Source organism: Thiohalocapsa sp. ML1 (assembly GCF_001469165.1).
Taxonomy (GTDB): Bacteria; Pseudomonadota; Gammaproteobacteria; order Chromatiales; family Chromatiaceae; genus Thiohalocapsa.
In genome coordinates, this window is sequence record NZ_JABX01000062.1 from 1 (window position 1) to 25,601 (window position 25,601).

The window sequence follows — 25,601 nt, forward strand, 5'->3', positions numbered from 1 at the left end:
TGCTCATCAATTGCGACACCGAGCCAGTGCTCGAGGATCAGGCTCCACAGGTTCACCGGCTGGACGTCGCTGCCGGCGGGTCGCACCCAGGCGGCGCCGCGCTCGCCGCGGTCCAGGTCGCGCAACGCCCGGTTTAGCTCGGCCAGATCACCCACCCGAACCTCCCGCGCCGCCCCCCGCGCCGCCAACACCCGCAATGGCTCCACCTTGAGCGCGAGCAGCGCGTTGTGAGTCGAGACGAGACCGCTGGCATCGGCGAATAGCCAGAGATCCGCCCACTGGATGCGAAACACGGTGGAGCAGGCCGCGTCCACGTCTGGCTGATGCTTGCTGGGGTTCAGACACAGGGCAAGCTCGCCGTCGAGCGCGCTGGGCTCTTCCCCCGCCCGCTCTCCGGGCGGCGTGCGCGTCAGCAGCACCGGTTGCTGGTGCGGGCACCCCGCGGCCCTGCGGTCCAGGCGTCGCAACAGCGCCTCGCGCTCCCCGTCCGGGTCAGCAGCGGCATTGCCATCGGCAGCGACGATGGGCTGCGTCGGGAAGCTCTGCCGCGGGCCGAACAGCGCGTCGTGCGTACTCGGTGAAAGTGCCGTCAACGGGTCGAACGGGCGCTCCCCCAGCCAGGCGCCATGGGGTTGGCGCAGATAGGGGTGCAGCGTCCAGCCGAGCCCGCGTGCGACTTCGAGACAGGCATCGACGCGCCGATGCAGCCGAGCCCCGCCGAAACCGCGCCAAGCACCCACCCCGGGCTGCACGCGTTGATAGAGATTGACGAGCAAGATGCTCCAGCCGCCCTGATCGGAGTTGGCGAGCGGTTCAAGACGGGTTTCGAAAGGGTAGCAGCTTTCCATCGGCTCCTCGCAACAGGGCGCAGCGACCGAGTTGTCGGCAGGCTCGGGCCTAACTCGGCCAGCCAGACCCGAGCAGGGCAGCGGTGCCCGACCGCTCGCGCCTTGATCGTGACGTCTCAGCGGCGAAACCTGGCCGGCAGGCAGGTATCATCACCGAAAAGTGCATAGGGGCAAACCTTTAAGGAGCTCGGAATGCACCAGGGCCAACCCCTGAGCTCGCGCGCGTCGGCCGCAACATCGCCGTCCTTGCTGCTTGGCGCATTGCATCCCCTCACTCACCAACGCGCCGCAGCACGGTGGAGGACCGTCGGCGAGATGCGGAAGTCGGACGCATGTAGCCTGGCGAATACATCACGCGCTGATAGGATCAGCCCGCGCTGACGGGCCAGGCCGATGACGGCGGCGGTGCCAGCCACCCGCAGGCCATGCTTAGCGGCGATGGCCCGGCCCGCGCGCTCATCCATCAGGATTAGACAGGGCTCGGGCTGCGCCAGGGCGATGCGGATGCAGGCCGCCTCGCCTTCGTCGAGATCCGGCAGCGGCGGCGCCGTCGGCACTTCGGTGCACTTTCAGCCAGCCGGCATCCAGCCCGGCCGCGATCATCCGCTCGTCCTCGCCTCCGCGGCCCGGCAGCACCTCATCGCGCACCCGCGGCGGTAGGGCGACCACATCGAACAAGGACTCCAGCCAGCCAAGCCCGTCGACACGTGCCAGGCCGATGAGCGGGCTTGCGTCCGTCAGGACGAGGCGAGCCATGCATCCAGGTCGTCGCGATCATGCTCTACGTCGGCGCCGTCGAGATCGATCACCGGGATACCGAGCCGGGACAGGTGCGTGGCAAAGTCCCCCACCGACATCCCGGCGAGGTGTGCCGCACGCGCGAGCGACAGGTGGCCATCGCGAAACAGCGCCGTCGCCAGGGCCGGGCGCACGCCCGCGGACTCCAGCACGCCGGACAGTCCGACGCCGACCATGACCGCGCAGCAGCGCGCAGCAGCGCGCAGCAGCGCGCAGCAGCGCGCCGATGTCGCCGGCCGCCGGCAGGTTGCGGTAGAAGGTCTTGGCGGCCGAGCCCTGCGCGCCGAGGCGCCGGACCAAGCTGGACAGCGCACGCAGATGGCTCGGCGCGAGCGCCGGTTGTCCGGGTCGCAAATCGGCACCGAGCGCGCTGTAGAGCACCGCGAGCAGCAGGGCGCGCAGCACGTCGAAGGCAGGGGTGCGGTCGGTGGCCGCCGCGGGCGTGGCCGTTTCGGCTGATTGGGCTGCTCATCCGGCTGGGGTGGAGGCGAGGCGATCACTGCTTGCGCTTGGCGAATCTCCTCCTTGCCGTCGCGCGAGTTTGGTCGTCGGCCCGTCAGGCTACGGCGCTGACCCCCGGTAGCTGGATGTAGATGAATCGAACGGATTTCTCCTGAGCCTCGCCTTCGAGCTCATCGAGCGTTGCTCGGTCGAGTGGTTGCGCACGCAGGTCGCTGGCGACGAGAACAAAATCGACGGGCTCCAGGTGGCGCAGTCGGTAGAAGTCCTGTCTTTCGGCGACTCGTCGCCAATTCGCCAGCTTGGCGATATCTGTCCGAAAAAGTCGCGCTAGTTCCGCATTGGGCGTATCGATGAGCGTTTTGCCCCCCTTGAATTCCGCCATCAGTCTCCAGAACGACAGCTTCAACGGGTAATAACTCTTCATCGGGTCGTACGCTTCCGGCCTCTCGCCCTTCGGGTAGAGATTGAATCGACCCCTGACCTCAGGCTCGAAGATGCACATGTCAGGGCGCTGCGGCATGTCCGACCCTCCGCCCGTCAGGTGGTATATCGCATACCCGCCAAGGTTCCGCGGGCTTGCCGGTGACGTACTCCGTTGCATGCGCGGCGCAAAACCAAAGTACGCCTCCGTAGCGACCTGGCGTGGAGAGTAGCCGAGCTTCATCAAGTGCCCGTATACGGCGGCAACAATATCGGCCTCTCGTGCTAACGACTCCCGGGCGGGTGCCAAAACCGCGGTCAACCCGCGGGCCGAGAATAGGTCGCGAACGTTGACGCGTTGCCCTGCCTGCACGGCTGCTTGGATGGTTTCCGCCCTCGCCGGCGCACCAGCCGGGAGTATCTGACATGTCTTGTGTCCGTGCGCGTAATGAGCAAAGCCGACGTTGCTGCGCCTGGCCTGCTCCTCGATAGTCTTCCAATGTCCACGCTTGAGGGTGGTAGAGTCGAGCTCCTGGGCCGGATCGACCGCCACACACCAACGGCGCTCGGGTGCCACCCCGGTGCGAGCGAGCTTAGCGATATCATTAGGGAGACCCTCCTTCAATGCCGTTCTCAAGCCACTCCGGTCACCGTGGGCGCCCCCTTTCAGCTCGAATGTTGCCCAGGGTGCACCGTCTGCATCGACTACCACGATGTCGACCAGCCCGCCGCCCGTTGACTCGATGGGGTGCTCCCTACGTACGCGTCCCGGAAAATCGTGCTCCAACTCGCTTGCGAGGAGAACCTGGTAATTCGCCTCATGCCCAACAACTCCTACGCTCTTGGCGAAGAATCGAATGAGTACCGCTTGAATAACACGGCCGCTGCGGTCCGATCTGGCGCGGCTGTAGGTCCGAGCTAACTTCATTTAGGCTTCTCCTTGTGTTCCTCGACCGACAGCTTGGTTTGTCCGCCGCTCTGCGCGCGCACTCTGCCAATCGTTGCTCGTAGCGAGCCGGGCGCCCGGTATCCAGCAACCGCCGAGCGCCGTCGAGCCCCGTGAAGCGAGGCGGAATCAATCCGGGTCGGCCGGTTCGTGCCGGCACGAACCGGGATTGCGCCGCGCTGCACGCGGGCTACGCAAAACGCTCGGCTTGGATTAGCAGGGCGACCATCGGCTGGTGCGACCAGCGTTGTTGCTCGGACGCGCTCGGGAACTCCCGAAGCTCTATGCCGTCCGTGGGCGTCCAGAGGCCGATCCAATCGGCTTCCTTGCAAGGTTTCGTGGCCAAGAATTCGTCGTCCCACCCCTCCGGCAGGGCGCACGCCTTGTCTGGCGTGTTGGCCTCGCGATACAGGGACACCAGCATCATGCCGCAGATCCACGCGGGCTTCTCGACGGCGTCTGCGCGAACGGCGCTCTTCATCGTCCGGACTTGCTGATGAAGCGCTTGCCAGCAATCGCCGAAGGTCTTGCGGCGGCAGCTCCGGCCCGCGCCATAGTAGAAGTGCTTGAATTCGATGTAATAGGTCGCTTGCTCGGTCCAGACCCAAGCATCGACCCGGCCCGCGGTCGGTTCGTAGCCTCGCCGCTTCCTGCTCACCGGTATCTCGGGCAGCACGAGCGCACCGGCCTTGCGCAGGCCCTCGAGCAACGCGGAGGTCGAGCTCCGCTCTCCCCACCACAGCGGTGCCTCGGCTTGGCCGGTGCGTTCGTAAAAGTCCCGGTTATATGCAATGGTTTCTCGCCAGGCATCCGCGAACAGCCGGTTCGCTACGGTGTGCCCCGTGCCCTGCGAAAGCTTCTTTCGGATTTGATGATCGCTCACGGTTGGTGCTCCCATGTCTGTGCGTCAGTCGTCAGCTGCTTACCATGCCCCCAGCGCCCGATACCGATCCCGCCTTGCATTGAGGGCCGGGTCTTCGGGCAGCCGGCGCAGCGCGGCGCGCAGGTAACCGGCCGCGGCGGCGTAGTCGCGTTGCTGCTCGCAGACCTGGATCAGGCGCAGCAGCACCTCCGGCGTGCGCGGGTGACTGCGGTTCAGCGCTTCGAGCAGGGCGCGCGCGCCGGCATAGTACGCTTGCAGGCCGGCGAGGGATGCCTCGCACAGGCCGTGCTCCAGCGTCGGCTCGTCCAGCTCACGGGCCAGCGTCAGCAGCCGCGCGGCATAGTCGTAGCGCGCGAGTCTGAGCGCCGCTTTGATGGCTAAGAGCCGCACGGCGGCGCCGTCTGCACCGGGCTCCATGGCCACGGCGCCGTGGCGCTCCAGTAAGTCCATGAGGCGCTGCCAGCGCCGGTCCCGAAACAGGGCGTTTAGCTGCATGAGCAGCGCCGCGCTGTCGCCGGAGCGCTGATGCTCGGCGCCGGCCAGGCGCGCCGCGGCGTCGTAGTCGCCGCGCTCGAAGGCGCGCAGGACGGCGCTGGACCAGTCCAGGGCGGGGCCGCCGTGCGCCGGCGGCGGGGCGGCCGGCACAAAGGCGCGCTGTGCGATCACGGCGGCGTCGAAGTCCCGGCGCAGCGCCGCGATCGTGCCGTAGCGTTGCGCCGGCAGGCGCCGCAGGCAGCGCAGGATCACCTGCTCCAAGGCGGGGGCGATGGCCTGGGTGATCTCCCGCGGCTTCGGGAAGGGCGCGTGCCGGCGCACCTGGGCCTGCGTGTCGTGCGGTAGGCGGCCGGTGCCGAGCTGGTAGAGCAGCACACCCAGGCTGTAGATGTCGCCGCGCAGCAGGTCGCCGAAGTCGCCCTTGCGGGACGTGCAGTCGGAAAACTCGGGCGCGGCATAGAGCACGGTGCCGCCGTTCTCGCGGGTGCGCAGATAGATCTCCTCCGGCAGCGCGGAGCTGCCGAAGTCCGTGACCTTTACCTGATCGCCCTGCCCGACGAGGATATTGTGCGGTTTCAAATCGCCGTGGGAGACGGGCGGGTCCAGCGCGGCAAGGTAGGCGACAGCGTCCAGTACCTGGCGGTAGATGCCGAACAGGCGCTCGAAGGTGAGGCCGAAGTGGTGGCTGCGCTGCTCCAGCTTCTGCGCCAGGCTCTCGCTCGGGAAGTATTCCATCTCGATGGCGTACCACTCGCGCTCCGGCGGCACCCGGCCCATGTCGAAGATCCGGATCAGGTTCGGGTGGCCGGCGATGCCCAGGAGCTCGCGCCCCTCGGCCAGGGCGCGGTCGTCGCGGGAGAGCTCCTTCGGGATCTTCACGGCGACGATCTCGCCGTCGGCGAGCCGCTCGGCACGCCAGACCCAGCCGTGGGAGCCGTCGCCGAGGCGCTCCAGCAGCAGGTACTTGTTGCCGAGACGCTGGTCGGACTGGGGCATGAAGTGGGCGCTGCGCAGCGTCATCAGACCACCTCGAGCAGGTTTTGCGCGAGCCGCAATCGCCCGCCCGGCGCGACCCCCAGCAGCAGCCGGTGCAGCAGCAGCGGCACATGGGATGGTCCGCGGATGCGCACGCCGGCGGCGTTGATGAAGCCGTCGCGCAGCAACGCCCGCAAGGCGTCCGTGCGCGGCGCATCCACGACGCCTGCGCTCCATGCCGAGAGCACCAGCAGGCGCGGCGCCAGCTCCCAGCGTGCGGCCGCCTCCAGCAGGTTGCGGACCTTCTCCGCGAGCTTGGCCTCGCCGCGCGGGCCGGCCTCGAAGCGCTCGAACTCCACCAGCACGACGGGTCGCCAGCCGGCGCGCTCGAACCACAGGCTGTCGGCGCGGATGTCGGCGCCGGCCGCGGCGGGTGCCGGCGCCTCCACCAGCGCGGAATAGCCGAGCTCGTGTCCGAGGACGGTCCAGAGGCTGCAGCCGAGGCTGTGGATCAGCACGTCCTCGTCGCGCACCCCCGGCTCGATCAGCACGGGATAGGCGTGCGCGATGAAGTCGCGCGTCAGCGTGGCGCGGATCGCCGCGAGCGGGTCACTCATGGAAGCTGTCCCAGATGCGCAGCACTTGCGGCGACTCGCCGCCGTGCACCAGCGCTTTCGCGCCCACCTTCACCAGCAGCGGCGCCGGGATGGAGCGCCCGCACACCAGCGCTTCGCCGGTGGAGAGGCTCGGCAGCTCATCGAGGTCCGCCTTGCTGACCATGTCCGATGCCTTGGCGATGAAGCGCTGATCGTCCGGGTTCTTGAGCCGCATCGTGATCAGGGTGTTGCACTGCGAGGTGACGTCGGCGTCCAGCTTGGACGGGCGCTGGCTCACGATGCAGAAGCCGACGCCGAACTTGCGCCCCTCGCCCGCGATCTTCTTGATCACGCGGTGGCTCACCGCCTTGCCGTCGGCCGGGGCAAAGCTGTGCCCCTCCTCATAGACGAGAAAACAGGGCCGCAGCGGATCGTGCTTGCTCGCGGCCGCGCGTAGGATCTCGCTGGAGAGCAGCGCGCACACCACCTGCTTGGCGGTGTCGCTCAGGCCTTGCAGGTCCACCACCACCAGCCGGCCCTGGCGATTGGACGGGCGGCCGATCATGCGATAGATGTCGGTGGGCTCCGCCATGGTGGCGGAGTAGAAGCTCTGCGCCTCGTTCAGCACGCGGTTCAGCTTCATGGACGCCACCGCGGCGCTGCGGCTGCTGAGCGCGTTGGCCTCGGCGTCGGTCAGCTCGTCCCAGCCCTTGAGCTCGTCCATGCCGTCGCCGAGCAGCCAGCGCAGGCGGTTGATGTCCCGCGGCTCCGTCTTGTCCGCTTGGCGCCAAAAGCGCAGCGCCACGTCCAGCACCCGCTGCTGTGGCTCCGTCAGGCCGGGCAGGATCTCGGTCACTTCATCCATCTCGAACCGGTCGAACTGGAGCGCGAGCTGGCGGTTCTTGCCGGCGTACTTGTAGCGGAAGGTGTCCTGCTGCGGCGTGTGCACGACGACGCCCGCATCCGCCGCCTGCAGGCGCTCCAGCATGGCGCGGATCTGCGCCAGCGACTCGCGCTCGCGGGGGTCGTCGATGTCGTTCGGCTCGGCAAAGGTCAGGCGCCCGCCCGCCAGCGCCCGGCCGTACTCCCCATGCGGGTCGAAGACCACGACCGTGCCGTTGTTCAGGGCCACCAGGCGCTCGATGATGCGCCCGACGGTGTAGGACTTGCCGGAGCCGGTCATGGCCAGCACCGCCAGGTGCTCGGTCACCAGGTTGTTGACATCGATGTAGACCGGCACGGTGTTCTCGCCGCGCTCGTAGCCCACCAGATTGCCCAGGTGCAGGCTGGTGTGCTCGTCGAACTGGTAGAAGTCCGCGAGGAACTGAAAGTCCACCGTCTCGACGGCCGCACCGGGGTCCAGCGGCCGGCGCGGGATGCGAATCTGGCGGCTCAGCGGGTCGCGATAGCCCACCAGCTCCAGGTGCGCGTACAGGTGCTCGCCGGTGACGCTGGCCCCCGGCAGCAGCTCCAGCTCCGTCACGCCGTCGCCGAAGCCGGCATTGAACAGGATGTTGGAGCGATGCATGCGCGTCACCCGCGCCAGCACCGCTGCCGCCGGCTCGTCGGGGCGCTCCTGGTGCACGATACGCACGAACTCCCCCCGGCGCACCGCGAAGGAATTGGTCACCACCATGGTGAGCTTGGCCGGATCGCCGGTGTTGCCCACCAGCTTGCCCAAGACGCCCTGTTTCATCGCCCAATCCTCATCGTCCAATCCTCATCGTCCAATCCTCATCGCAGTGGTCATGACTCAATCATCGAGGTCCAAGCCGCCGAGCCAGGTGTCCTCGATGGCGTTGCTCTTCATCGCATCGTTGAGCCCCTGCACATAGAACCCGGCGAACTGATCCAGGATGCGCAAGTGCTCCGCGGCCAGGAGCTGCGGCAGCGGCCGCGCCTGCCGGCGGTTCTGCATGTCCAGCACCATGAGCCGCCAGGCCACCGCGTCCAGCGCCGCCGTGTTCCAGTCTGGCTCGTCGCCGGGGAGCTGCACCATCTGGATGCTGCTGCCGCGCCCGCCCTTGTAATGGAAGCCGAGCACGCCGGGGGCCGCCGCCGCCTTCGGCTCCAGGCGGGTGCGCGCCTCGGTGAGCCGGAACGCCATGGTGCGCGTAAAGGCGCCGAGGATGCCGTTCACGAAGCGCTGATCGCCGATGCCGGCGAGCTTCTCATCGAGCTGATTCAGATCGGCGAGGCCCTCCGGCGCATAGCCGTCGCTCGCCAGGAGCTCCTGCCGGCCGTCGCGGCTCTGCAGGTTCGCCCGCGCGATGCTGACGATGGCCGTGAAGCGCTCCGCGACGATGCTCGCGAGGATCGGCCCCCGCGGGCTCCAAGGGAACAGGCGTTCGCGGTGGTGCTCCCAGAAGGCCGCGATCAGCGCCCGGGTCTGGTCGTACTCCTCTGCGTGCCGGCGATGGTGTTGCAGCGGGGCCATCTGCCGGTCCAGGAACAGGGGCGTGTCGAGCAGGACCAGCGTCGCCGGCTCCGGCTCCGCCAGCAGCCGCTCGACGAGCCGGTAGCCGTGGCGCATCTCGATCAGCTCCAGGCGCTTGCGGTGGGCCTCGAAGTCGATGTCGTCGAGCTCCGCCACCGAATCGCCGCCCCTGGTGCTGACCTGGTTCTCCCGCACCAGCAGGTCTACGCGGCTGCCGGCGGACGCGTAGACAAAGCCGCCGAGGGCGCGCTTCACCACCGACCGGGTGGCGACGCCTGAGATGCTGAGGTCGATGACGGCCGGCCTTGCGACGGCCTTCACCAGCCCGGCCTCCCGGAACAGCGGCGCGATCGACTCGATATCGCGAATCTGTTTCAGAATCCGTCCGGCCGAGCCGGGCAGCCGGATCTGGCTCTCGACGGCCAGCGCTTGGGCCAGCGGCCGGGCGGGCGGTGTCGGGTTCATGCGTGCTCCTCCCGCAGGCGTTGCGCGTAGGCCCAGTAGGGGGATGCGACGAGCGCGCCTTCGCCCGCCGCCGTCAGGCCGCCGTCGTCCAGGTACCCCGCCGCGCGCAACTGCGCCACCAGCAGCGGCAGCCGGCCGCGGTCCAGTGCCAGGATCGGCAGCGGGCTTGCCGCGAGCCGCGCGAGCACGCACTGCGCGTCCGCGCAGCCGAACCCGTACAGGCACACCAGCAGGCCGAAGGCCTCCGGCGTCGGCGCCTGCGCTGTGGCCGCCGTCTGCGCCGGCAGCGGGATCGACTCCGGCGCGCCCGTATGCGCATGCAGCGCGCCGATCCAAGCGCGCGTTGCCTCGGCCTGATCCAGCAGGCTGACGGACCAGAGCGGCAGGCAGGTCGCCGCAAGCAGGCCGCTGCCGGTGTGGGCCTTCCAGTAGCGGCTGTGTGCGCTGCCGTCGGCCCAACGCTGGCCGGCGGCGCGGTCGCTGGCGCCGTCCTGGCCGTGCAGGCCGTACAGCACCTCCGCGGCCAAAGCCGCCGCGATGCCGGCGTCCCCCGCCGCAGCCTTGTCGCTGCGAAAGGCGATGCGCCAGTCCAGGCCAGCGGCGATGGCGCCCGTCTCGAAGGGCGGCAGCAGCAGCAGGGTTCGGCCTGGCCGCGCGTGCCAGGCCGCCACGGCAGCCCGCTGTTGCTCGGCGGCGCCCTGGTAGGCCTTGCCGTCCATCAGCAGCACACCGGCCTCTGGCAGCGCGGTCGGCGCGGCGGCGGCGTCGAGCAGCGCGCCGAGGAAGCGCCCGCGCCGATGGGCGGCAAGGGCAGGATCCAGAAACAGCTTCACGCGTCGGCCCCGAAGCTGATGCGCTGGCGCAGGATGCCGCGCGCGACCAGCGCCTTGAGCTCATCGCCGCCGAGTGCCGGCTCGCGACCCGCCAGCATGTCCTCGGCAATGTCGCACCAGCGCGCCAGATCCACGCCCGTGCCGGCCAAGGCGCGGCTTGCGCGCGCCGCAAGGCCGCGCTGCTTCAGATCGAGCTCGACGTTGAGGTCGTGCAGGGACAGATCCTTGACGGCGTCGCTCCCCAGCAGCGGCACCGGGCCGTCGCCGACCGCGTTCAAGAGCGGCTCCACGCGCCGGCGCAGCCCGCGGTTGAAGGCCAGCAGCTTGGCATCCCGATAGCCGCTGATGGCGTTCTCGATGCGCTGCACCTTGCCGGCGATCACCGCGCCAGAGTTGATCAGCGGCTTGAGGAGCAGCTCCGGCAGCTCGCGCATCGCGGCGAACTGCCCCCTGCGCATGTCGCCCCGCAGGCGCTCACGGTAGGGCTCGGCCTGCTCATCCAGGCCGGTAAAGGCGTCCTCCAGGTGTCTCAGTTGCTCGGCAAGCCCCTCCAGCTCCCGCGGGTGAACAGCATCGGCATAGTCCGGCGGCAGCGGCTCCAGGCGCCGCAGAGCCTCGGCGATGCGCGCGCCGACCGCCGCGCACTGCTCGCGCGCCTGCTGCCAGCGATCCTTGAAGTTGCGGAACGTGGTCAGGATGTAGCCGTCCACCTCGGCCATGGGCCGCTCGACGCCGGAGCGCAGATCCACGCCGGCCTCGCGGGCGAGCAGCTCCAGCCGATCGGACGCCTTGGCCAGCTCCAGCGCGCGCAGAAAATGGCGCAGCGTGTCCGAGCCGGCGGCGGCCTCGGCCTTTTGCGTCTCGCTGTCCTCGCCGTCGCCGACGGCACCGGCCAGGATGTTGCGCAGGGTTTCGAGCGACAGCGTGAACAATCGGCGCGGGAAGGGCGCCGCGGCGGCAGCGTCGGCGTCGATGTCCCGGATGCGCCCGTCCACCGCCGCTGCGATGGCCGCGCTCGCGCGCTGAACCAGAGCCGCGAAGGCGCGCGCCTGCATCACCCGCTCATACAGGGAGCGCTCGCGCGCGTTCAGCTCCAGCATGCGCAGGTTGTCGAGCGAGATGCTCGGCAGCTCCCGCGGGCGCACGCCGTCGATGCGCCGCAGCGCCTCGCCACGGTCGCGCAGCAGCCCCGGCAGTCGCACAGACAGCACCGCCAGGTCGTCCACCGCCGTCAGCGCCTCCTCGCCGTGCTTCACGGCATCGAGGAGCGCTTGCGCGTGCGCGAGGTCGTCCAGCGCCACGACGGTGTCCACGCCCTGGGGTGCGGCGCCCTTGGGGGCGAACTTGGCGCGGATTTCGCCGTCGCCGAAGACCTGGGCGAGCAGCTTCACCGTCTCGCGGTAGCCGTCGGGGTCGTCGCCGTCGAGCCAGTTCTCGGCCTCGCGCAGGTTGTTGGCGAGCTCGGCACGGCTCACCTGGATCCAGCGCGGGGCCCTGGCGGCCTGGTCCGCCACCTTGTGCAGCTCCAGGCGGGCGCACCACCACATCCAGTCGTCGAACACGGACTTGGCGGACAGGCCGCCGGCCCCGGCGAGATGCCCCCAAAACCAATCGGCCCGCGCCTGCTCCAGCGTCCATTCACGCCGCTTGCTCGGGTCCGCGATGCGGGCCAGGAAGGCCGGGAAACGCGCCTGCGCCTGGCCCGGGTTGTCCAGGTCCAGGAAGAGCCCGGCGTGCTCGTCCTTGGCGTAGCCGAGACCGATCTGCTGGCGGCTCAGGCAGAGCCGTCCGAACAGCTCCGCGACGGCCCCGGCGCTGATGCCGTGGTCCGGCGTCAGCGCGTGCAGGCCGCCGAGCGCGGGCTGGTCGATGGCAAAGAGTTTCCAGGCGGAGAACAACAGCTCGCGGTCCTCGGCGTTGAGCTTGCCGCCCGGGCGCAGGGGCCAGGCGATGAGCCCGCGGGCGGTGAGCTCCCGGCGCCAGCGCTCGATGGCGCGCTGGGCAAACTCCCGGATGCCGTTGAGGCGCGCCTTGAAGCGGCTGGTGAACTGCCCCTCGTGCAGGGCCAGCTCGCCGTCCGGTGCAAAGTCGGCGGTGAGGCCGATGCGCTCCAGCGCGTCCAGCTCGGAGCTGTTCAGATAATGCAGCAGGATGTCGCTGCGGCCCTGGGTCGGCGGGTCGTCGAAGCCGCCCCGGTCGTAGTAGTCCGTCACGCCGACGGAGCCGGTGAAGGCCGCCACGGGCAGCCGCCCGGTCTCGCCGCGCCGCTGCCGGGCCAGCCGATGCAGCCGCTGCAAGGCGTCGACGCTGTCCACCCAGGCGAACCAGGCCTGGCCGTCCGGGTGCAGCTTGAGCCCTTCGCAGAACAAGATTCCGCCCTTGCCGGCACGCCCGCGCGGCGCCTGCTGGATCACCAGGCCTTCCGTGTTGGGCAGCGGCGGCTCCGCATAGGACCAGTTGCGGTCCAACAGCCGGAACAGGCCCGTGAGGCGCACCCGCGCGCGCAGCGCCTGATCCTTGCGGCAGGCCGCCTCGAACGCGCTCATCGCCGTCTCGTGGGTGTCGGCCAGCGCCGGGTCGCGGAAGATCATGGAGTTGTGCTGCGCCCGGCGGTAGCGCAGGTCGAGCCGCAGCAGCATCGCGACGCTCGGGCCGATGTGGGTGGCGTCCTCCGCCGGCAATTCCTGCTCGCTGCCGATCAGCTTGTGCCAGAGCGCGTCGGCCGCCAGCTCCGCCGCCGGGTGGTTGTAGACCAGCATCACCAGATGGCGAAACTCGCTTTGCGTCTGCGGAATGAGCAGCGCGCGCGGGTCCGGCTCCACCACGGCGAAGGTGCGCAGATTGGCGAGCAGCCCGTTCAGGTCGAGCCCCTGGTCCACGCCCGGATAGAGCCATTCGTCTTGGTCGCGGCGGAACTTGGCCTCTTCCAGCGCGCGGCGACAGTCGAGTCGCTCCCAGAACACCCGCTGGTAGCGGCTCGCCACCGGCTCGCTGTACTCGTTCTTGTGCGCCAGCAGCTCCGTCATGCGCGGCGGGCAGGCCGTCAGCGGCACCGGCAACTGGCCGTAGAGCAGCCGCCGCGCCAGGGCGAGCAGGGTCTGGTCGCGGGTGTCGATGCCCTCGATGGCGTTGTGGTCCAGCACGTGGCTGGCCACGCGGCCGGAGCCGGCCAGCACCAGCTCGATGATCTCGCCGGTTTCCGGCAGCGGCCGGCCGGCGGGCCGCTGGCCCAGCACCGCGTCGATGTTGGCCATGACCACGTTGAACCAGCCGAAGTTGGCGCCGCTCATGGCATAGGCGGCTTCCACCAGCCCCGGCGGATAGGCGTAGGCCAGCTTGCGGTCGGCCTTCAGTCGCGCGACGTAGTCCGACACATCGGCAAAGGCGTTGGGCTCCAACTGCACCAGCTCGAAGCGCCGCGTGAGTGATTTGATCTCCCGCAACTGCTGGCCCAACAGCGGCGAGCACAGCGCCACGTAGCGCAGCCACGGCAGCTTGGCGCGCGGGTCTTCCTCCTTGATGGCCTTGCCGATGAGGCGAATGGCGTGGCCGTCCAGGTGCCTTTGCTCGTCGGTCTCCAGGCCGAAGGTGGCAGCCTCCGCAACCGTCTCCAGCTCATCGAGCACGATCAGCACATAGCGGATGCCGAATTCCCGCAGGTAGTCGTAGGCCGCCTGCACCAGGCGCGTGGCGAGCGATGGGTCCAGATACAGGGTTTCGTCGGTGTGTCCGGCAGCGGCCTCCAGCAGGCCCGCAAGGTGGTCCGCGTCGAAGCCCTCGGGCTCCAGGCGGCGCAGCGCCTGCTCCGCGATGCGGCTCTGGTGCGAGCCGTCGAAGCGCCGGGTGGCGAGCGGCAGCAGCGCCTTGTAGAGCCCCACGCTGAACCAGTTGTCGGAGCTCTGCACATCGCTCGCGAGCTGCGAATAGCGCAGATAGAGCCCGAGGTACTCATCGCGCCGCTCCGGGCTGTCGAACAGCGCCGCCTCCACCAGCCCGCCCGCGTCGTCGCGGACGTACCAGCCCCGGGAGCAATCGTTGATCTGGGCAATCAGCTCGTGGCCGAGGCGCGACTTGCCGCGGCCCCATTCCCCCTCCACGGCGAAGACATGGGTAAAACGGTCCTGGTCCTGATCGATGGTCCGGATGAAGGTCCGGTAGCCGCGGAAGAAGCGGCTCTGCCCCACCAGCGGGTCCCGCGGCGGGTAGTCGGAGACACCGCCGGCCGCCCAGGTGTGGTGCCCGGCCAGGTCCGACACGTACTCCGGTGTCAGGTCCATGTCTCTTACCTCGTGCATCAGGGCGTCCTCATCGTTGCCATGCCGGCGGCGGCGCGTACCGGTTCATCGTCAAGGTCGCGGCGGTCGGTGTCGAGCCGCCATTGCTGCGCCGCCGTGCGCACCGCACCGCGCAGCCGGCGCGCGTTGCGCCCGAGCGCCAGCACGCCGGCGCTGCGGTAGCAGGCGTCCGAGAAGTCGCCGCTCAATCGGTACTGACCCTGCTGGTGGGCCAGACCCTCATGAAAGGCCCAGACCCGCCGGCGCAGCAGCGCCCCGACCACGGGGGCGAGCAGCGCGTTCAGCTCGCGCTCCGGCGGGCGGCGCGGAAACAGTGCAATGTCCAGCCGCGCCAGCACCGCGAGCACCAGCCCGCCCAGGGTGCCGCACAGGCGCTCGTCCCCCTCCGTCAGTGCCACCAGCACCTGCACCTCGGCCGGCGCCTGCGGGTTCTGCCCGCGCGGCAGCTCCAGCAGCAGCCCGCCGCGGCCCTCCGCCGCCCAGGCGTCCTGCACCAGCCCGATCATGGCGAGCAGCAGCGGCCAGGGGTTGGGCAGCACCCAGTGCTGGAGCACGCCGAGCGCGCTCGGCTTGGCCGGGGCGTCAGCCGGGGTGTCGGCCGGTGCCTGCTGCCAACGGCCGTGCAACAGCCAGTCGTCTGCCGGGAGCAGCGCGTCCGGCAGCGCCAGCAAGCGGCCCGGACACCAGTTGGCGTCCACCTCGGTGCCTGTTCTATCGACCGGCGCGAGCGCGGGCAGGGCGTCGCCGCGCCAGCGAGCCAGGCGCGCCTGCGCCGCCGCCACCCGCACCAGCGCCGGGGTGCTGCGGGCCTGCTCGGCGCCGGCGCCGAAGAGCTCGCGCTCCAGGCCGGTGCTGTCGGTGGGGGCCAGCGTTGCGCCGTCCAGGGCCGCCTCCACCGACGCGGCGGCGGCCCCGAGCCGGCTCACCAGCAGCACCAGCGCAACAGGGTCCGCCAGTTGGCCGGCCTCCCGGCAGCGCGCCGCGAGGATGCGCAGCCAGGCGTCCCAGAGCGGCTCGTCGCCGGCCAGCACGGCCGCAACGGCCTCGTCGTTGTCGGCGAGGGCGTCCCGCATCGCAAGCAGCCGCCGGCTCAGCACCCAGTGCGCGCCGTCGGCGCTCGGATGCGCGAGCCCGGTGAGGAGATCGGCCAGCGCCGGATCGGCCGCCGGGCAGGTGCCGGTGCCGAAGAGCGCCCGCAACGCCTTGAGTGCGCTGTTCGGGGTCATCGGGCGCCCTCGCTCGGGTGACCCCGGGGCCGGCGTGCCGCCTGCTGGGCATGGGCGGCGGCGACCAGCGCGCGGGTTGCCGCGTAGGCGTCGCGGCAGAGGTCCAGGAAGCGTGCTTCCAGGTCCGGCCGCGGCCAGACGCCGGTGGCGGGCGTCAGCGGACCCACCGCGAGCTGGTATGCGGCCAGGGTGTCGATGTAGCGTTTGCGCTCGCGGACATCGATGACGACCGGCAGGTGCCCGGCACGCAGCACCGGCAGGTTGGCGACGAGCCGAGCCATCCGCCCATTGCCGTCCCAGAACGGGTGGATGTGTACGAAGCCGAGATGGAGCCGCGCGTAGGCCGCGAGCGCGGCGTCCTCATCCAGCGGCTCCGCACCCAGGCGGTTCAGTTCCGCGAGCCAGGTGTCCATGAGCGCCGGCACGTCGGAAGGTACCGCATACTCGATGAAGGTTTGGCTGCGGTCGTGGGTGACTGCATAGGTTCCATTGGGCTCCAGCTTCCAGGCGCCGATGGGCTTGTCGATGTCCGTGACGATGCTCGTCTGCACCGCGCGGTGCAGCGCGAACAACGGCTCGGCGGTCACCGGCCGCGCCGGCCAGTCCTCTAGCAGTCCATAGATCAGCTCGATGGCACGGGCGTGGCCGACCACCTCCTGGTGGTCCTTCAGCGGCTTGCCGGAGACGGTCAGCCCCTCTTCGATGACGAACTTGGTCTCGCCCAGCGTCAGGGTGTTGCCTTCCAGCGCCGTGGAGCCGTGCGTCCAGAGGTCCCGCACCTGGGCCAACAGCGAGCGCGCAAGGTCCGGGTCCAGGCCGGCCAGGGGGGCGAGCTTGGGTACAGTTGCACTTTGCCGGGCGGCGTGCTCGACACCCCTTGTTACGGCGTCCCGGTTCATGCGAACAGGTCTCCCTGCCGGAGCCCCAGGGCATTGGCTGTGCCAGCCCGTTTCGCTGCTTCCCTCGCGGCCTTTTCCTTCGCTTTCATCTCAGCAACGTAGGCATCGATAGCTCTGCTGTCATAGGGCCAGAATAGCTGCGAATAGGCCTCGTTCGGCGCCGGCACCAGGGCATGCAGGGCGTCGAGCTGCTCGTCGCTGCCCACCAGGTAAGTCGGTATCTCCGGCTTTTGCAACAGCGCCGTGAAGCCGTTCGGCATCAGGTGCCGGGCGAGACAGGCCAGCGGTACCTCGTCGGCCGCGTTCGGCACCTCCAGCATCTGGGCCAGCAGACAAGCCCCGCCGGCGACGTAGCCGTCCTTGATGTAGGCACGGGCGTCCCGATAGCCGGGCGGCTCCAAGTCCCAATGAGTCTCCAGCGCGGCTTGATAGGAGCGAATGACCGCGGTGCGGTAGCCCGCCTTGACCCGCGCAATGAAGCCGAGCGCGTTGTGAGCGTAGGCGTTTGCTAACGCCTCCTCCAGTGGAGCGTGCGGATAGTCGAAGCCGTCACCGTCGTATTGCCTGTGCCAGAAGTCGAGGTAGACGCGCCGCGGCTGCCCCCGCGCTGCTGCCAGGATTTCCAACGACGTGGCCGTGGTTTCCGCCATGTGGTGAAAAAACTCGTGGTGAAAGACCTCGAACAGCACCAGGTGCATGAGCACCTCGGGGGAATAGAGCTTCAGCGGCGCCGCCATGCGCTGCAGCCGGCAGTGATAGGCGAGCAGCGGCTCCACCAACAGATAGATGCCCCATTGATCGAACGGCGGATAGTGAAACGGCCGGTAAAAGGCCATCGCGTCGGGCGGCAGCTTATGCCACGCGAGCTTCCGCACTGCCTCGTGAGGTGTCTGCACTGCGCCCCACACCGCTTGCTTGTCGACGCTGTTCGGGGGCGTTCCGCCGAGCCGTTCCTTGAGCGTCTTCATCTCCTGCGCCTGTTTGCGCTTGACCCGATGGCGCCGGGCGGTGGGCTCCGCAAGGGCGAAGCTCGCACCGTTGAGCAGTTGCGGCGCATCCAAATTCACCGTCGGTAGGTCCATGTTGCCGCCCTCGCCGACGAGCTCACGCACTTGCAGCCACGCAAACAGGGTCTCCAGGCGCTCATCGAGCAACGGCGGGCGATGACCGAGGGGAAGAACGGGGGCGTCCATCATTTGAATCTCAGTCGATGCACTCAGGCCGCGCGCTCGCGCCAGTCCGTGACCTCGACCAGGCTGTGTTTGGCGCGGGCCTCGTCCACAACGGCCTCCAGCGCCGCGGCCACGGGGTCTTCGATCCATTCCTCGCCGCATTGGTCGCAGACCAGGGCCGGGACGTGGCGCACCACCACCACGCCAAAGCCGAGCTCGGCGGTGAAGGTGGTTTGGCCCGGCTTACGACGGCCGGCGCAGAGGGGGCAGGCTGGCTTCATTTTGGCTTGCTCGTTTTCAGATCGGGCTCGAAATGGGCCTCATCCGGCCGATACGCGGTGATGACGAAACAGGTCTGCGACCCCTGATCCAGCGCCGCGACCACATGGAGCGGCGGCGGCCCCGGCGCATGGGACAGGCCGCGATACAGATCATTTGCGTGATGTCACGCAAATGATCGCACCGCCGCGCGCGGATGCAACCGATTCTTTGCGCGAGCGTTTTCGCCGCGGCCCCTGGCTGTCTTGGCGGCCGGCGGGCGGCATCTCGGCGCCTTGGAACGGCCCCGATGCGCTGAGCAGCGCGGGGCGACCGGGCGAGCATCCCGCGCCGACTGGTGCCCATGCTTCCGTAGCGGGGGAGCGAGCATGGGCGGCGCGACCGCCCGGCCTTGGCATCAATCCGCATCGCCCGCCGCCTCCGATGCCGCCCGCGCGAGCAGGGTGGCGAGCCGGTCCAGGTCCGGAAAGAGCGGCGCGCCGCTGCCGTCGAGGCCGTCCGGGGTGAGCCGCGCCAGGATGGCCTGGTCTGGGCCGTCGTCGCCGGCCTCCAGCGCCTGTTGCGCGGCGATCAGGTCGGATTCCGTGAGCTGGCCTTCGATGATGGCTTCGACGAGGAGTTTGGCGGTGGTGGTGAGGTAACCCGCGTTGAAGTAAGCGGTTTGTGCGTCGTCAAGCAGAGCGCCCAGCCGCTCGTGGTCAGGGTGCATCGGAACGACGAGATGCAAGAGGTCCGCTTGATCGATACGCGGATGCGTAGCGCCGCTTGCCAGCGGTCGGAGCTGCTTGAGCGTCGCTTCTGACTTCAATACCCCATACAAGTACCATCCGGATAGATTCGCTTTCGGTTGGACGCACAGCAGCTCGGTGCTTCCGACCGCCCCGGCAAGCCACCCCGGAACGTAGCTCACTTTATTGAGGTACGGGCGGAGCTTGGAGACAATTGGGCCTTCGGGCAGCAGCCGACTACTGCCGGAGGTACCCGCCCCCGAGATTGTCTCAACTTTAAGCTCGCAAGAATTCGAGGCAATGACGTCCAGACCAATATAAGCACTTTCAGGTGCGTAATCGTTCGTTGTGCTCCCGCCGACGGTGGCAATGGTCTTAAGATGCGCACCCCCGTGAGTCGTCAAGTATCGTTGCACCCGAAGCCTTTCCTCTTCAAAGGCGCCGGGATTTAGGGTGTAAACGATGTCATTGGCTGCAATCCGAGTATGCTTGTTGCTGCCTTTGCGATTCGCAAACGCCTCCGGATAAGCTCCTGTCAGGTCCGAGAGAAACGCGTACTCCATGCTCTTCGCCCAAGCCCTCAGCCGCTCGGCCTGTCGGACTTTGTTGCCGATGTAGCGCTGCGCATCAGAGTCAATGACGGGGACGGGTACCGATCGTACGTGATCATTCACCATATTGATCTGGCCCGTGGTTCCCGCCACGCCTTGTTCAAGACAGCGCTCACCCCAGTATGATCTCAAGAAGGCTGCGAGATACCCTTCATCTGTGCCGTCGAGAACTGACATCTTGGCGACATGTTGGTTCGTGATGGGTCGCTGCTGTCCATAGTAGATGGAAACACGGCCAATACTCCCTGCGCCGGTCAAATTGATTAGCAAGTCCGCGTACTGGACCTGAAGTTCTTGCACGTCGTCATAACCTGAAACGTCCGCGTAGTCCGCGGGCTCCAAATCGGCGAGCAAGTCCTGCACGTTTTTCGTCTTTAGGCAAGGGTAATCGCCCCCGTAAGCTGGATGCGGGCCGGGGGAGATTAAATTGACCACTAGTTTTTGCAATGGCATCCACCGCATAGACTTGATCTTTCTAATCGCAGCGGTCACTTCAGAACGATAGGATTGAGCTGACCAAAGCACTCCAATATCGCTTGGTTCGATGACGTTGATGTGGAATTTGCCACGCTCGGCGTCAACGGCCATTACTTATCCCTCAAAAGCGATGGGCGAGTATCAAGTCCCGCTGGATTAGGAAAGCGCACTCACTCCCCCCTCCGATACGCCCCAACAATCCGATCCAGGTCATTCGGCACGCCGGCGGCGTAGTCCTCGACGTTGTTCTTTACCACGTAGCCGAGCGTATCCGCCACGGCCATGAAGACGTCGGTCTGGGGCTCCGGCAGGAAGCGGCTCGGGTCGTCCGGGGCGGCCTTGCGCTTTTGCAGGTACAAAATCGACGTCTTGGCGCCGGTGCCGGAGAGCTTGAAGGTGTCTGCGGGCAGGGAGATGACGGCCTTGACGATGGCCTTGCCGCCGCTGAACTCCCCGGTCTGCGGGTCCTTCTTGCCCATGATGTACTCGCGCACGTAGCGGTCGCCGGAATTGCACAGGATGCCGTCCGGCAGGACGATCAGGAGCCGCCCGCCGGGTTTCAGCAGTTGCAGGCAGCGGTCGATGAAGAGCACGGCGGGGTCGATGGAGCCGCCCTTCACCTGCTTCCAGTTGCCCTTGTTGTCCGGCTTGCTGCCCATGGCAAGGCCGGCGGTGCTGGGGTGGAGCTCGTAGCGGGGCTTTTTGCCGCCGGCGACGTTGCGCAGATCCGTGCGGTAGCCGGCCCAGATGGGCGCGCCGTCGGCGTCCAGGTGCAGCGGGCCGAGGTCGCGCCAGGCCTTGCTCACGTGGTCGTAGTAGGCGTTGTAGCCGGTCACCACCAGCTCCGCATCGCGAAAGCCGCCGAGCACCTGCTCCATCAGCGCCTCGTAGTGTTTCTTGCTCTCCTCGCCCTGTTTGTTGGCCTTGAACTTGGGCGTGCCGAAGGGCGGATTGGTGCAGATCAGGCTCATGCTGTTGGGCTCGAGCGCGCGGCTGGTCAGCGAGTTGTCGGTGTAGAAGATGCGCGCCTTGGGGGCGCCCTGCAGGGCCATGTTGACGCGGGCGAGCATGACCATGCGCGGGGCGGAGTCGGCGCCGATGAAGCCCTGCGCCACGGTGCGCTGGAACAGGGCCTCGCGCTCGGCGTCATCGAGGCTGGAGAGCTCGTACTCGATCAAGGCCCGCAACCGGCTGAGGGCGACGGCGCCGAAGCCGTAGGTGCCGCAGGCGGGGTCGCAGAAGCGGAATTGGCCGGCCACCACCTCCTCGATGGCGGCCGGGTCCGCGGCGATGTCGTGGAAGGCGATGTCGAGCATCGCCTGCTTGACGGGGTTCGGCGTCAGATACACGCCCAAGCCGCCCTTGGACTCGAAGTTGGCGCGCAGAAAGACATCGAACACGCGCCCGAGCACGTCTGCCGAGACGTCGGCCAGGGTGCCGGCGGGCTTGATGGTGCGGCCCTGGTTGTCGGTGACCGGACCTAAGTCCTGGATGGCTTCCAGCAGCGCGGCGTAGTTCTCCCAGCGCGCCAGGCGCAGGTGGGTGTTGCGCTCGAAGATGGCGTTCTCGGTGCCGTCGTCGGCGGTGACGACATAGTCCGGGTGGCCCTTGAGGTGGTCGAACGCGGCCTGGATGCGGCTGACTGCGTGCTCCTTATGCTCCCGCACGTAGTCGGCGCTGAAGACCTCGCGGAAGCCGTAGCGCTGCCCCTCGTGCTCGAAGCCCAGGGCGGCGTCGTGATGGCAGCGAAAGGTCTCCAGGAACAGGATCTTGGCGACCTCCTCGATGATCTCGTTCTTGTCCGAGACGCGGTCCTTCACGGTCTGGTAGACCTGCTCGTGGAAGGCGTCGAGCCGATGCATGAGCCGGGTGTAGGTCTGCATGGACCATTTGAGCGTCGGGTCCGCGCGGTAGCGGCGGTGCTCGCGGATCAGCGCCAGCGGCGGGAGCTCATCGATGGTCTGGGTGGCGGCGCTGAACGCGCCGATGAGGGCGTAGCGCTGGCTGTTGTCGCCGTCGGTGAGGTGCACGTACAGGGGCCAGTCTTCCACGTGCTCGGCCAGGAGCCGGGTGGCGAGCTCCTCCAGCCGGACGGGCTCGGACAGGCCCCAGTGCCCCTTGGGCAGCGCAATGAGCAGGATGCGCGGCGTCTCGTTGCCCTGCACCTCGCCCCAGATCAGGCCGGCGGCGGCGAGGTCTTGGTCGTCCGTGAGCGGCAGGTCGAAGGCGTAGTCCTGGTACTCCCGGCGCAGCGCGCGATAGGCGGGCTCGGCGTCGGCGGCGGCGTTGGGCTTCCTGGTCTTGGTGTCCATGGTCGGGCTCCGTTGGGGGCTGCCGGTGCCGCCGTGCGGCGGCGGGTCTATTTGAGTCGGATCAAGGGGCCGGTGAGCGCGAGCCGCGGATGCGCGCGGGCGGCGCCGAGGATCAGGGCGTCTGTTACCAGCAGGTCCGGCGGGAGCCGGGTGCGGATCAGCGCCGGCGGTGCCGGCTTGCCGAGGGCGGTAAGCACCTCCGCAATGCGCTCGCCGAGCTGCTGCTGCGCCGCCAGGCCGGTCTGCGCGGTCGCGCCGGGCCTGCCCGCGGCGGCGGCGCTGCCGAAGACGGGGTCTGCCGTGTCCGCGCCGCTCATGGCGACGCCGGGGAGGCAGCGCAGCCAGAGCCGCAGTTGGGCGCGCTCCCAGCCGAGCGCCTGCCAGAGCGGCGTGCGCTCATGCCAGAGGTCGCTCAGCGGGCGTGCGGTGGTGCAGAGCTCCGCCCGCAGGCGTGCGAGCTCCGCCATGGTCTCTGCCGCCGGGGACTCTGTCGCCGGGGACTCTGTCGCCGGGGACTCTGTCGCCGGGGGCTCCGGCGAGCCGCCGGCGGCGGTGCCGCTGCCGTGTTGTTCCGCCATCAGGGACGCTTCATCAACAAGTTAAACGACTTGGTAACAGTTCAAAAGCAAGCAATGCAGCTTTTTCAACTACGAAACACGCGAAATACGCGAAAGAACAAGCCGGACAGTCGGAGCTCGCTGCGATTTTCGCGCTTTTCGCGTGTTTCGTCGTTTCAAGAGGATGTGCAACTTGTTCTTGAATCGTTACTCATGCCGTGGGGCTCTCCGGTTGCGCGCTGCGCTCGGGATGGCTCGCACGATAGAGCCAATGCAGTTGGTCGGCCAGGGCTTGCAGCGTGCCACGGGCCGCGCGGCGCTCCGCGAGCAGGTCCGTCAGGCGCTCCTGCCAGGCCGTGGCCTGCTCGGGCTCCGGCAGCGGCAGCGCCAGCGCGGCGGCCTCGGCGGGCTGCACGAAGCGCAGCCCGCCGCCGGTGGCGAGCCGGCGCCACTGCGCGAGCACCGGCGGCGACTCCAGCACCAGCGCGTAGGCGCCGGGCCAGCGATGGAAGCAGAGCGTCAGCACCAGCTCGCTGGGCAGCACGCAGCCGTCGCCGGGCGCCTGTGCCTGCGCGGCTGCGGCAACGGCGGCGGGCGCGTCGATGTAAGCAACCTTGGGCTCGGCGGCGAAGGTCGACAGGAGCACGTCGTCCACGGTGACGACCCGGGTTTGGCTGCGCCAGGCCGTCTCGTTGCGGCCCGGCAGCGGGCCTGCGACGCCGAGCTGGTGGTCCAGGTCCTTGATGCGCAGCACCCGACAGCGGGCCGGCTCTGCTGCCCGCGGCGCCTTGGGGTTGATGCGCGCCAGCGCGGACAGCGGCAGGCCGAGGCCGCGGCCGACTAGGGCGCGGGCCGCGGCGCGCTGCGCGCAGAGGTCCATGTTGAGCTGATCGCCCAGGTCCGCCGGGGCAAACCAGCGGGCACGGGGCTTGGCCGCTGGGCGGGCCGGTCCTGGTCGCCCGGCGGTCGCTGCGATTGCGGCGACGGCGTGATGCAGGCGGAAACGGACCCGGTTCCGGTGGAGCGTCTCGTGGATGCCGCTACCGCGCTCACCGGGCAGCATGGCGCCGCATCCGTCGCGCACTACCTCGGCGTGCTGCACCGGATGGAGCAGCGAACCTGGGCCAACGCCGGCGAGGCGCTGTCGCGCCTGCCACCGTTGCCGGCGGAGGACGCCGCGGTTGCAACCGTCGCCGCCGAAGCTGTCGACTCCCCGACTCAGGAGCACGAGCCGGAAACGACGCTGGTGCTCGATCAGTTCACGACCCTCGATCGGGTACTCGTGGCGTGAAGTCGACCGCCTGCTGCGGCGCGCGAACCAATGCGACGCGGTCGTGTTCATGCGCATGATCAGAACTATCCTTGGGCGCACCTTGCGGGAAAAGGTGCAATACCCCTGGGTCGCCTGCACCGGGACCGGGCGCGGCCGGTTGGTTGACACGCGAGGTCGAGCGGTCGAGAACGTCGCGGGCTTAGCGCCTTTCATCCTCCGGGGTGGCGCTGGTCGCCATGGCCGTTAGGCGGGACTCAGAAACGGATTGCGCACCACCATTCGATCTTCAATCGATTGCCCATCCTGCAAATCGCAGATCGAGCGCCTCCACCACCGCGGCGGGCAGGCGCACCGCCAGACTATTGCCCCACTTCGAGACCTGCATTGGGTCATTCCCCGGCTGGATCCACAAACCTTGAGTCCATAGCCGTACCGGCGTTTGTCCAGCCGTGGGCATGACAGCCGGTCAGATGCGCACCAGCCCCGGTGCCTGCACGTCGCCGTCGACAACCGCCCGTTGCTCTGCTTTGAGCGTCTCGTAAGGGACGCCAAAGGGCGCGAGCGCCGCCAGATCGCGCGCGGCGTTGCGGGCGTGGCAGGTCTTGCCGGTCCGTAGAGGATGACCTGGCCCCCGCGCGCTGCGGATGAAGCGCAGCGGAACCCGGGAGCATGCCCCCTCGTCGCTCCCGCCCGATCCGCGCCAATGGCTCGGCCGGCCCCGGATTGCGCTTCGCTCCATCCGGGCTACTCGCTCGTCGCCGTCGACAACCGCCCGTTGCTCTGCTTTGAGCGTCTCGTAAGGGACGCCAAAGGGCGCGAGCGCCGCCAGGTCCCGCGCGGCATTGCGGGCGTGGCAGGTCTTGCCGGTCCGTAGAGGATGACCTGGCCCCCGCGCGCTGCGGATGAAGCGCAGCGGAACCCGGGAGCATGCCCCCCTCGTCGCCCCCGCCCGATCCGCGCCAATGGCTCGGCCGGCCCCGGATTGCGCTTCGCTCCATCCGGGCTACTCGCTGCTGTCGAGTTCGTGGCGGGCACCAGTTCGGGGTCGTAACCCCCTCAATTTCGGGGCTTCATTCGGACTCTAGTATTCCGGTTTTCGCTCTACTAATGACACTGGTGTCGTAACCCCCTCAATTTCGGGGCGTCATTCGGACAAAACTGCGTGGGACAGCGAAAGGTCTCGAAATGTCGTAACCCCCTCAATTTCGGGGCGTCATTCGGACTGCGCTCTTTCCTCGCGTACAGGCAGTGCTTGAAGTCGTAACCCCCTCAATTTCGGGGCGTCATTCGGACGGAGAAACCCCTCTCTCACACCCTGCTCCTGCGTCGTAACCCCCTCAATTTCGGGGCGTCATTCGGACTGAAAACCGTGTCGAGGTGGAGGCGCGGGAGGTGTCGTAACCCCCTCAATTTCGGGGCGTCATTCGGACGTCCCGCACGGGGAGGTGGGCTGAAGTGCGTCTGTCGTAACCCCCTCAATTTCGGGGCGTCATTCGGACCCCACCGGGGGAACATGTGGAGGGGACCCCGTGCGTCGTAACCCCCTCAATTTCGGGGCGTCATTCGGACGCCGAGGTGTCCGCCCAGATCCGGGCGCGACTTCGTCGTAACCCC

At 68.5% G+C, this 25,601-nt stretch carries 23 protein-coding genes and 1 CRISPR repeat array; of the genes, 2 read left to right on the forward strand and 21 right to left on the reverse strand.

All coding sequences use genetic code 11. From position 1 onward, the window contains the following. The 3 genes from ML01_RS24290 to ML01_RS24300 form a co-directional block, all read right to left on the reverse strand. Positions 1 to 848 (reverse strand): hypothetical protein (locus ML01_RS24290; RefSeq protein WP_156427969.1); only part of this gene is annotated, 848 nt, incomplete at its 3' end. A 275-nt stretch (positions 849 to 1,123) separates the two neighbouring features. Beyond that, complete coding sequence (locus ML01_RS30875) at positions 1,124 to 1,405, reverse strand: DUF3368 domain-containing protein (RefSeq protein WP_254045378.1); 282 nt, start codon at positions 1,403 to 1,405, stop codon at positions 1,124 to 1,126. A 180-nt stretch (positions 1,406 to 1,585) separates the two neighbouring features. Then, positions 1,586 to 1,822 (reverse strand): UPF0175 family protein, encoded by a 237-nt coding sequence (locus tag ML01_RS24300; RefSeq protein WP_058557971.1) that lies wholly within the window; start codon positions 1,820 to 1,822, stop codon positions 1,586 to 1,588. Between ML01_RS24300 and ML01_RS24305 the strand changes: the two genes are divergently transcribed. Next, positions 1,821 to 2,105, forward strand: coding sequence for a hypothetical protein (locus tag ML01_RS24305; RefSeq protein WP_058557972.1), 285 nt, complete (start codon positions 1,821 to 1,823; stop codon positions 2,103 to 2,105). The genes ML01_RS24300 and ML01_RS24305 overlap by 2 nt on opposite strands. A gap of 97 nt (positions 2,106 to 2,202) precedes the next feature. Here the strand turns inward: ML01_RS24305 and ML01_RS24310 are convergent, their stop codons facing one another. From ML01_RS24310 to ML01_RS24385, 16 genes are all read right to left on the reverse strand, one after another. Then, positions 2,203 to 3,456, reverse strand: coding sequence for a hypothetical protein (locus ML01_RS24310; protein WP_058557973.1), 1,254 nt, complete (start codon positions 3,454 to 3,456; stop codon positions 2,203 to 2,205). A gap of 208 nt (positions 3,457 to 3,664) precedes the next feature. Next, positions 3,665 to 4,357, reverse strand: coding sequence for a hypothetical protein (locus tag ML01_RS24315; protein WP_156427970.1), 693 nt, complete (start codon positions 4,355 to 4,357; stop codon positions 3,665 to 3,667). 39 nt (positions 4,358 to 4,396) lie between these two features. Continuing rightward, positions 4,397 to 5,872, reverse strand: a complete 1,476-nt coding sequence (locus ML01_RS24320; protein WP_058557975.1) for a protein kinase — start codon at positions 5,870 to 5,872, stop codon at positions 4,397 to 4,399. Continuing rightward, positions 5,872 to 6,444: a hypothetical protein gene (locus tag ML01_RS24325; protein WP_058557976.1), complete on the reverse strand. Its 573-nt coding sequence runs from the start codon at positions 6,442 to 6,444 to the stop codon at positions 5,872 to 5,874. Before ML01_RS24325 ends, ML01_RS24320 begins: the two co-directional genes overlap by 1 nt. Beyond that, complete coding sequence (locus ML01_RS24330) at positions 6,437 to 8,119, reverse strand: ATP-binding protein (protein ID WP_058557977.1); 1,683 nt, start codon at positions 8,117 to 8,119, stop codon at positions 6,437 to 6,439. Before ML01_RS24330 ends, ML01_RS24325 begins: the two co-directional genes overlap by 8 nt. A gap of 57 nt (positions 8,120 to 8,176) precedes the next feature. Beyond that, entirely contained in the window at positions 8,177 to 9,325 is a 1,149-nt protein-coding gene (locus ML01_RS24335) for a hypothetical protein (protein ID WP_058557978.1), read from the reverse strand. Beyond that, entirely contained in the window at positions 9,322 to 10,158 is an 837-nt protein-coding gene (locus tag ML01_RS24340) for a hypothetical protein (protein ID WP_058557979.1), read from the reverse strand. The genes ML01_RS24335 and ML01_RS24340 overlap by 4 nt, the downstream gene beginning before the upstream one ends. After that, a complete protein-coding gene (locus ML01_RS24345; RefSeq protein WP_058557980.1) occupies positions 10,155 to 14,453 on the reverse strand; it encodes a hypothetical protein in 4,299 nt (1,432 codons plus the stop codon). Before ML01_RS24345 ends, ML01_RS24340 begins: the two co-directional genes overlap by 4 nt. Beyond that, positions 14,453 to 15,679, reverse strand: a complete 1,227-nt coding sequence (locus tag ML01_RS24350; RefSeq protein ID WP_058557981.1) for a hypothetical protein — start codon at positions 15,677 to 15,679, stop codon at positions 14,453 to 14,455. Before ML01_RS24350 ends, ML01_RS24345 begins: the two co-directional genes overlap by 1 nt. Next, positions 15,676 to 16,578: a Fic family protein gene (locus tag ML01_RS24355; RefSeq protein ID WP_058557982.1), complete on the reverse strand. Its 903-nt coding sequence runs from the start codon at positions 16,576 to 16,578 to the stop codon at positions 15,676 to 15,678. The genes ML01_RS24350 and ML01_RS24355 overlap by 4 nt, the downstream gene beginning before the upstream one ends. Beyond that, on the reverse strand, positions 16,575 to 17,771 hold the full coding sequence (locus tag ML01_RS24360) for a hypothetical protein (RefSeq protein WP_162268096.1): 1,197 nt from the start codon (positions 17,769 to 17,771) through the stop codon (positions 16,575 to 16,577). The genes ML01_RS24355 and ML01_RS24360 overlap by 4 nt, the downstream gene beginning before the upstream one ends. A 23-nt stretch (positions 17,772 to 17,794) precedes the next feature. Then, the gene (locus tag ML01_RS24365; protein WP_058557984.1) at positions 17,795 to 18,031 is read right to left on the reverse strand and encodes a type II toxin-antitoxin system MqsA family antitoxin; all 237 of its coding nucleotides are present in this window, start codon (positions 18,029 to 18,031) and stop codon (positions 17,795 to 17,797) included. Positions 18,032 to 18,426: 395 nt separating this feature from the next. After that, positions 18,427 to 19,956 carry a hypothetical protein gene (locus ML01_RS29315; RefSeq protein ID WP_156427971.1) on the reverse strand — a complete coding sequence of 510 codons (1,530 nt, stop codon included), beginning with the start codon at positions 19,954 to 19,956 and terminating at the stop codon, positions 18,427 to 18,429. Positions 19,957 to 20,015: 59 nt separating this feature from the next. Further along, positions 20,016 to 22,157: a class I SAM-dependent DNA methyltransferase gene (locus ML01_RS24375; RefSeq protein ID WP_058557986.1), complete on the reverse strand. Its 2,142-nt coding sequence runs from the start codon at positions 22,155 to 22,157 to the stop codon at positions 20,016 to 20,018. A gap of 47 nt (positions 22,158 to 22,204) precedes the next feature. Further along, the gene (locus ML01_RS30340) at positions 22,205 to 22,735 is read right to left on the reverse strand and encodes a hypothetical protein (RefSeq protein ID WP_058557987.1); all 531 of its coding nucleotides are present in this window, start codon (positions 22,733 to 22,735) and stop codon (positions 22,205 to 22,207) included. A 190-nt stretch (positions 22,736 to 22,925) separates the two neighbouring features. Then, positions 22,926 to 23,594, reverse strand: a complete 669-nt coding sequence (locus tag ML01_RS24385) for a hypothetical protein (RefSeq protein WP_058557988.1) — start codon at positions 23,592 to 23,594, stop codon at positions 22,926 to 22,928. Between the two features lie 111 nt (positions 23,595 to 23,705). On the opposite strand from ML01_RS24385, the gene ML01_RS24390 reads away from it, so the two are divergent. Continuing rightward, on the forward strand, positions 23,706 to 24,005 hold the full coding sequence (locus ML01_RS24390; RefSeq protein WP_058557989.1) for a hypothetical protein: 300 nt from the start codon (positions 23,706 to 23,708) through the stop codon (positions 24,003 to 24,005). A gap of 268 nt (positions 24,006 to 24,273) precedes the next feature. Here ML01_RS24390 and ML01_RS29330 read toward each other — a convergent pair whose 3' ends face one another. Beyond that, complete coding sequence (locus ML01_RS29330) at positions 24,274 to 24,372, reverse strand: AbrB/MazE/SpoVT family DNA-binding domain-containing protein (protein WP_254045379.1); 99 nt, start codon at positions 24,370 to 24,372, stop codon at positions 24,274 to 24,276. An 81-nt stretch (positions 24,373 to 24,453) separates the two neighbouring features. Continuing rightward, positions 24,454 to 24,726, reverse strand: coding sequence for a hypothetical protein (locus tag ML01_RS29335; protein ID WP_156427973.1), 273 nt, complete (start codon positions 24,724 to 24,726; stop codon positions 24,454 to 24,456). 305 nt (positions 24,727 to 25,031) lie between these two features. After that, positions 25,032 to 25,556: direct repeats of the CRISPR family, unit length 36 nt; unit sequence GTCGTAACCCCCTCAATTTCGGGGCGTCATTCGGAC. Positions 25,557 to 25,601 lie beyond the last annotated feature (45 nt).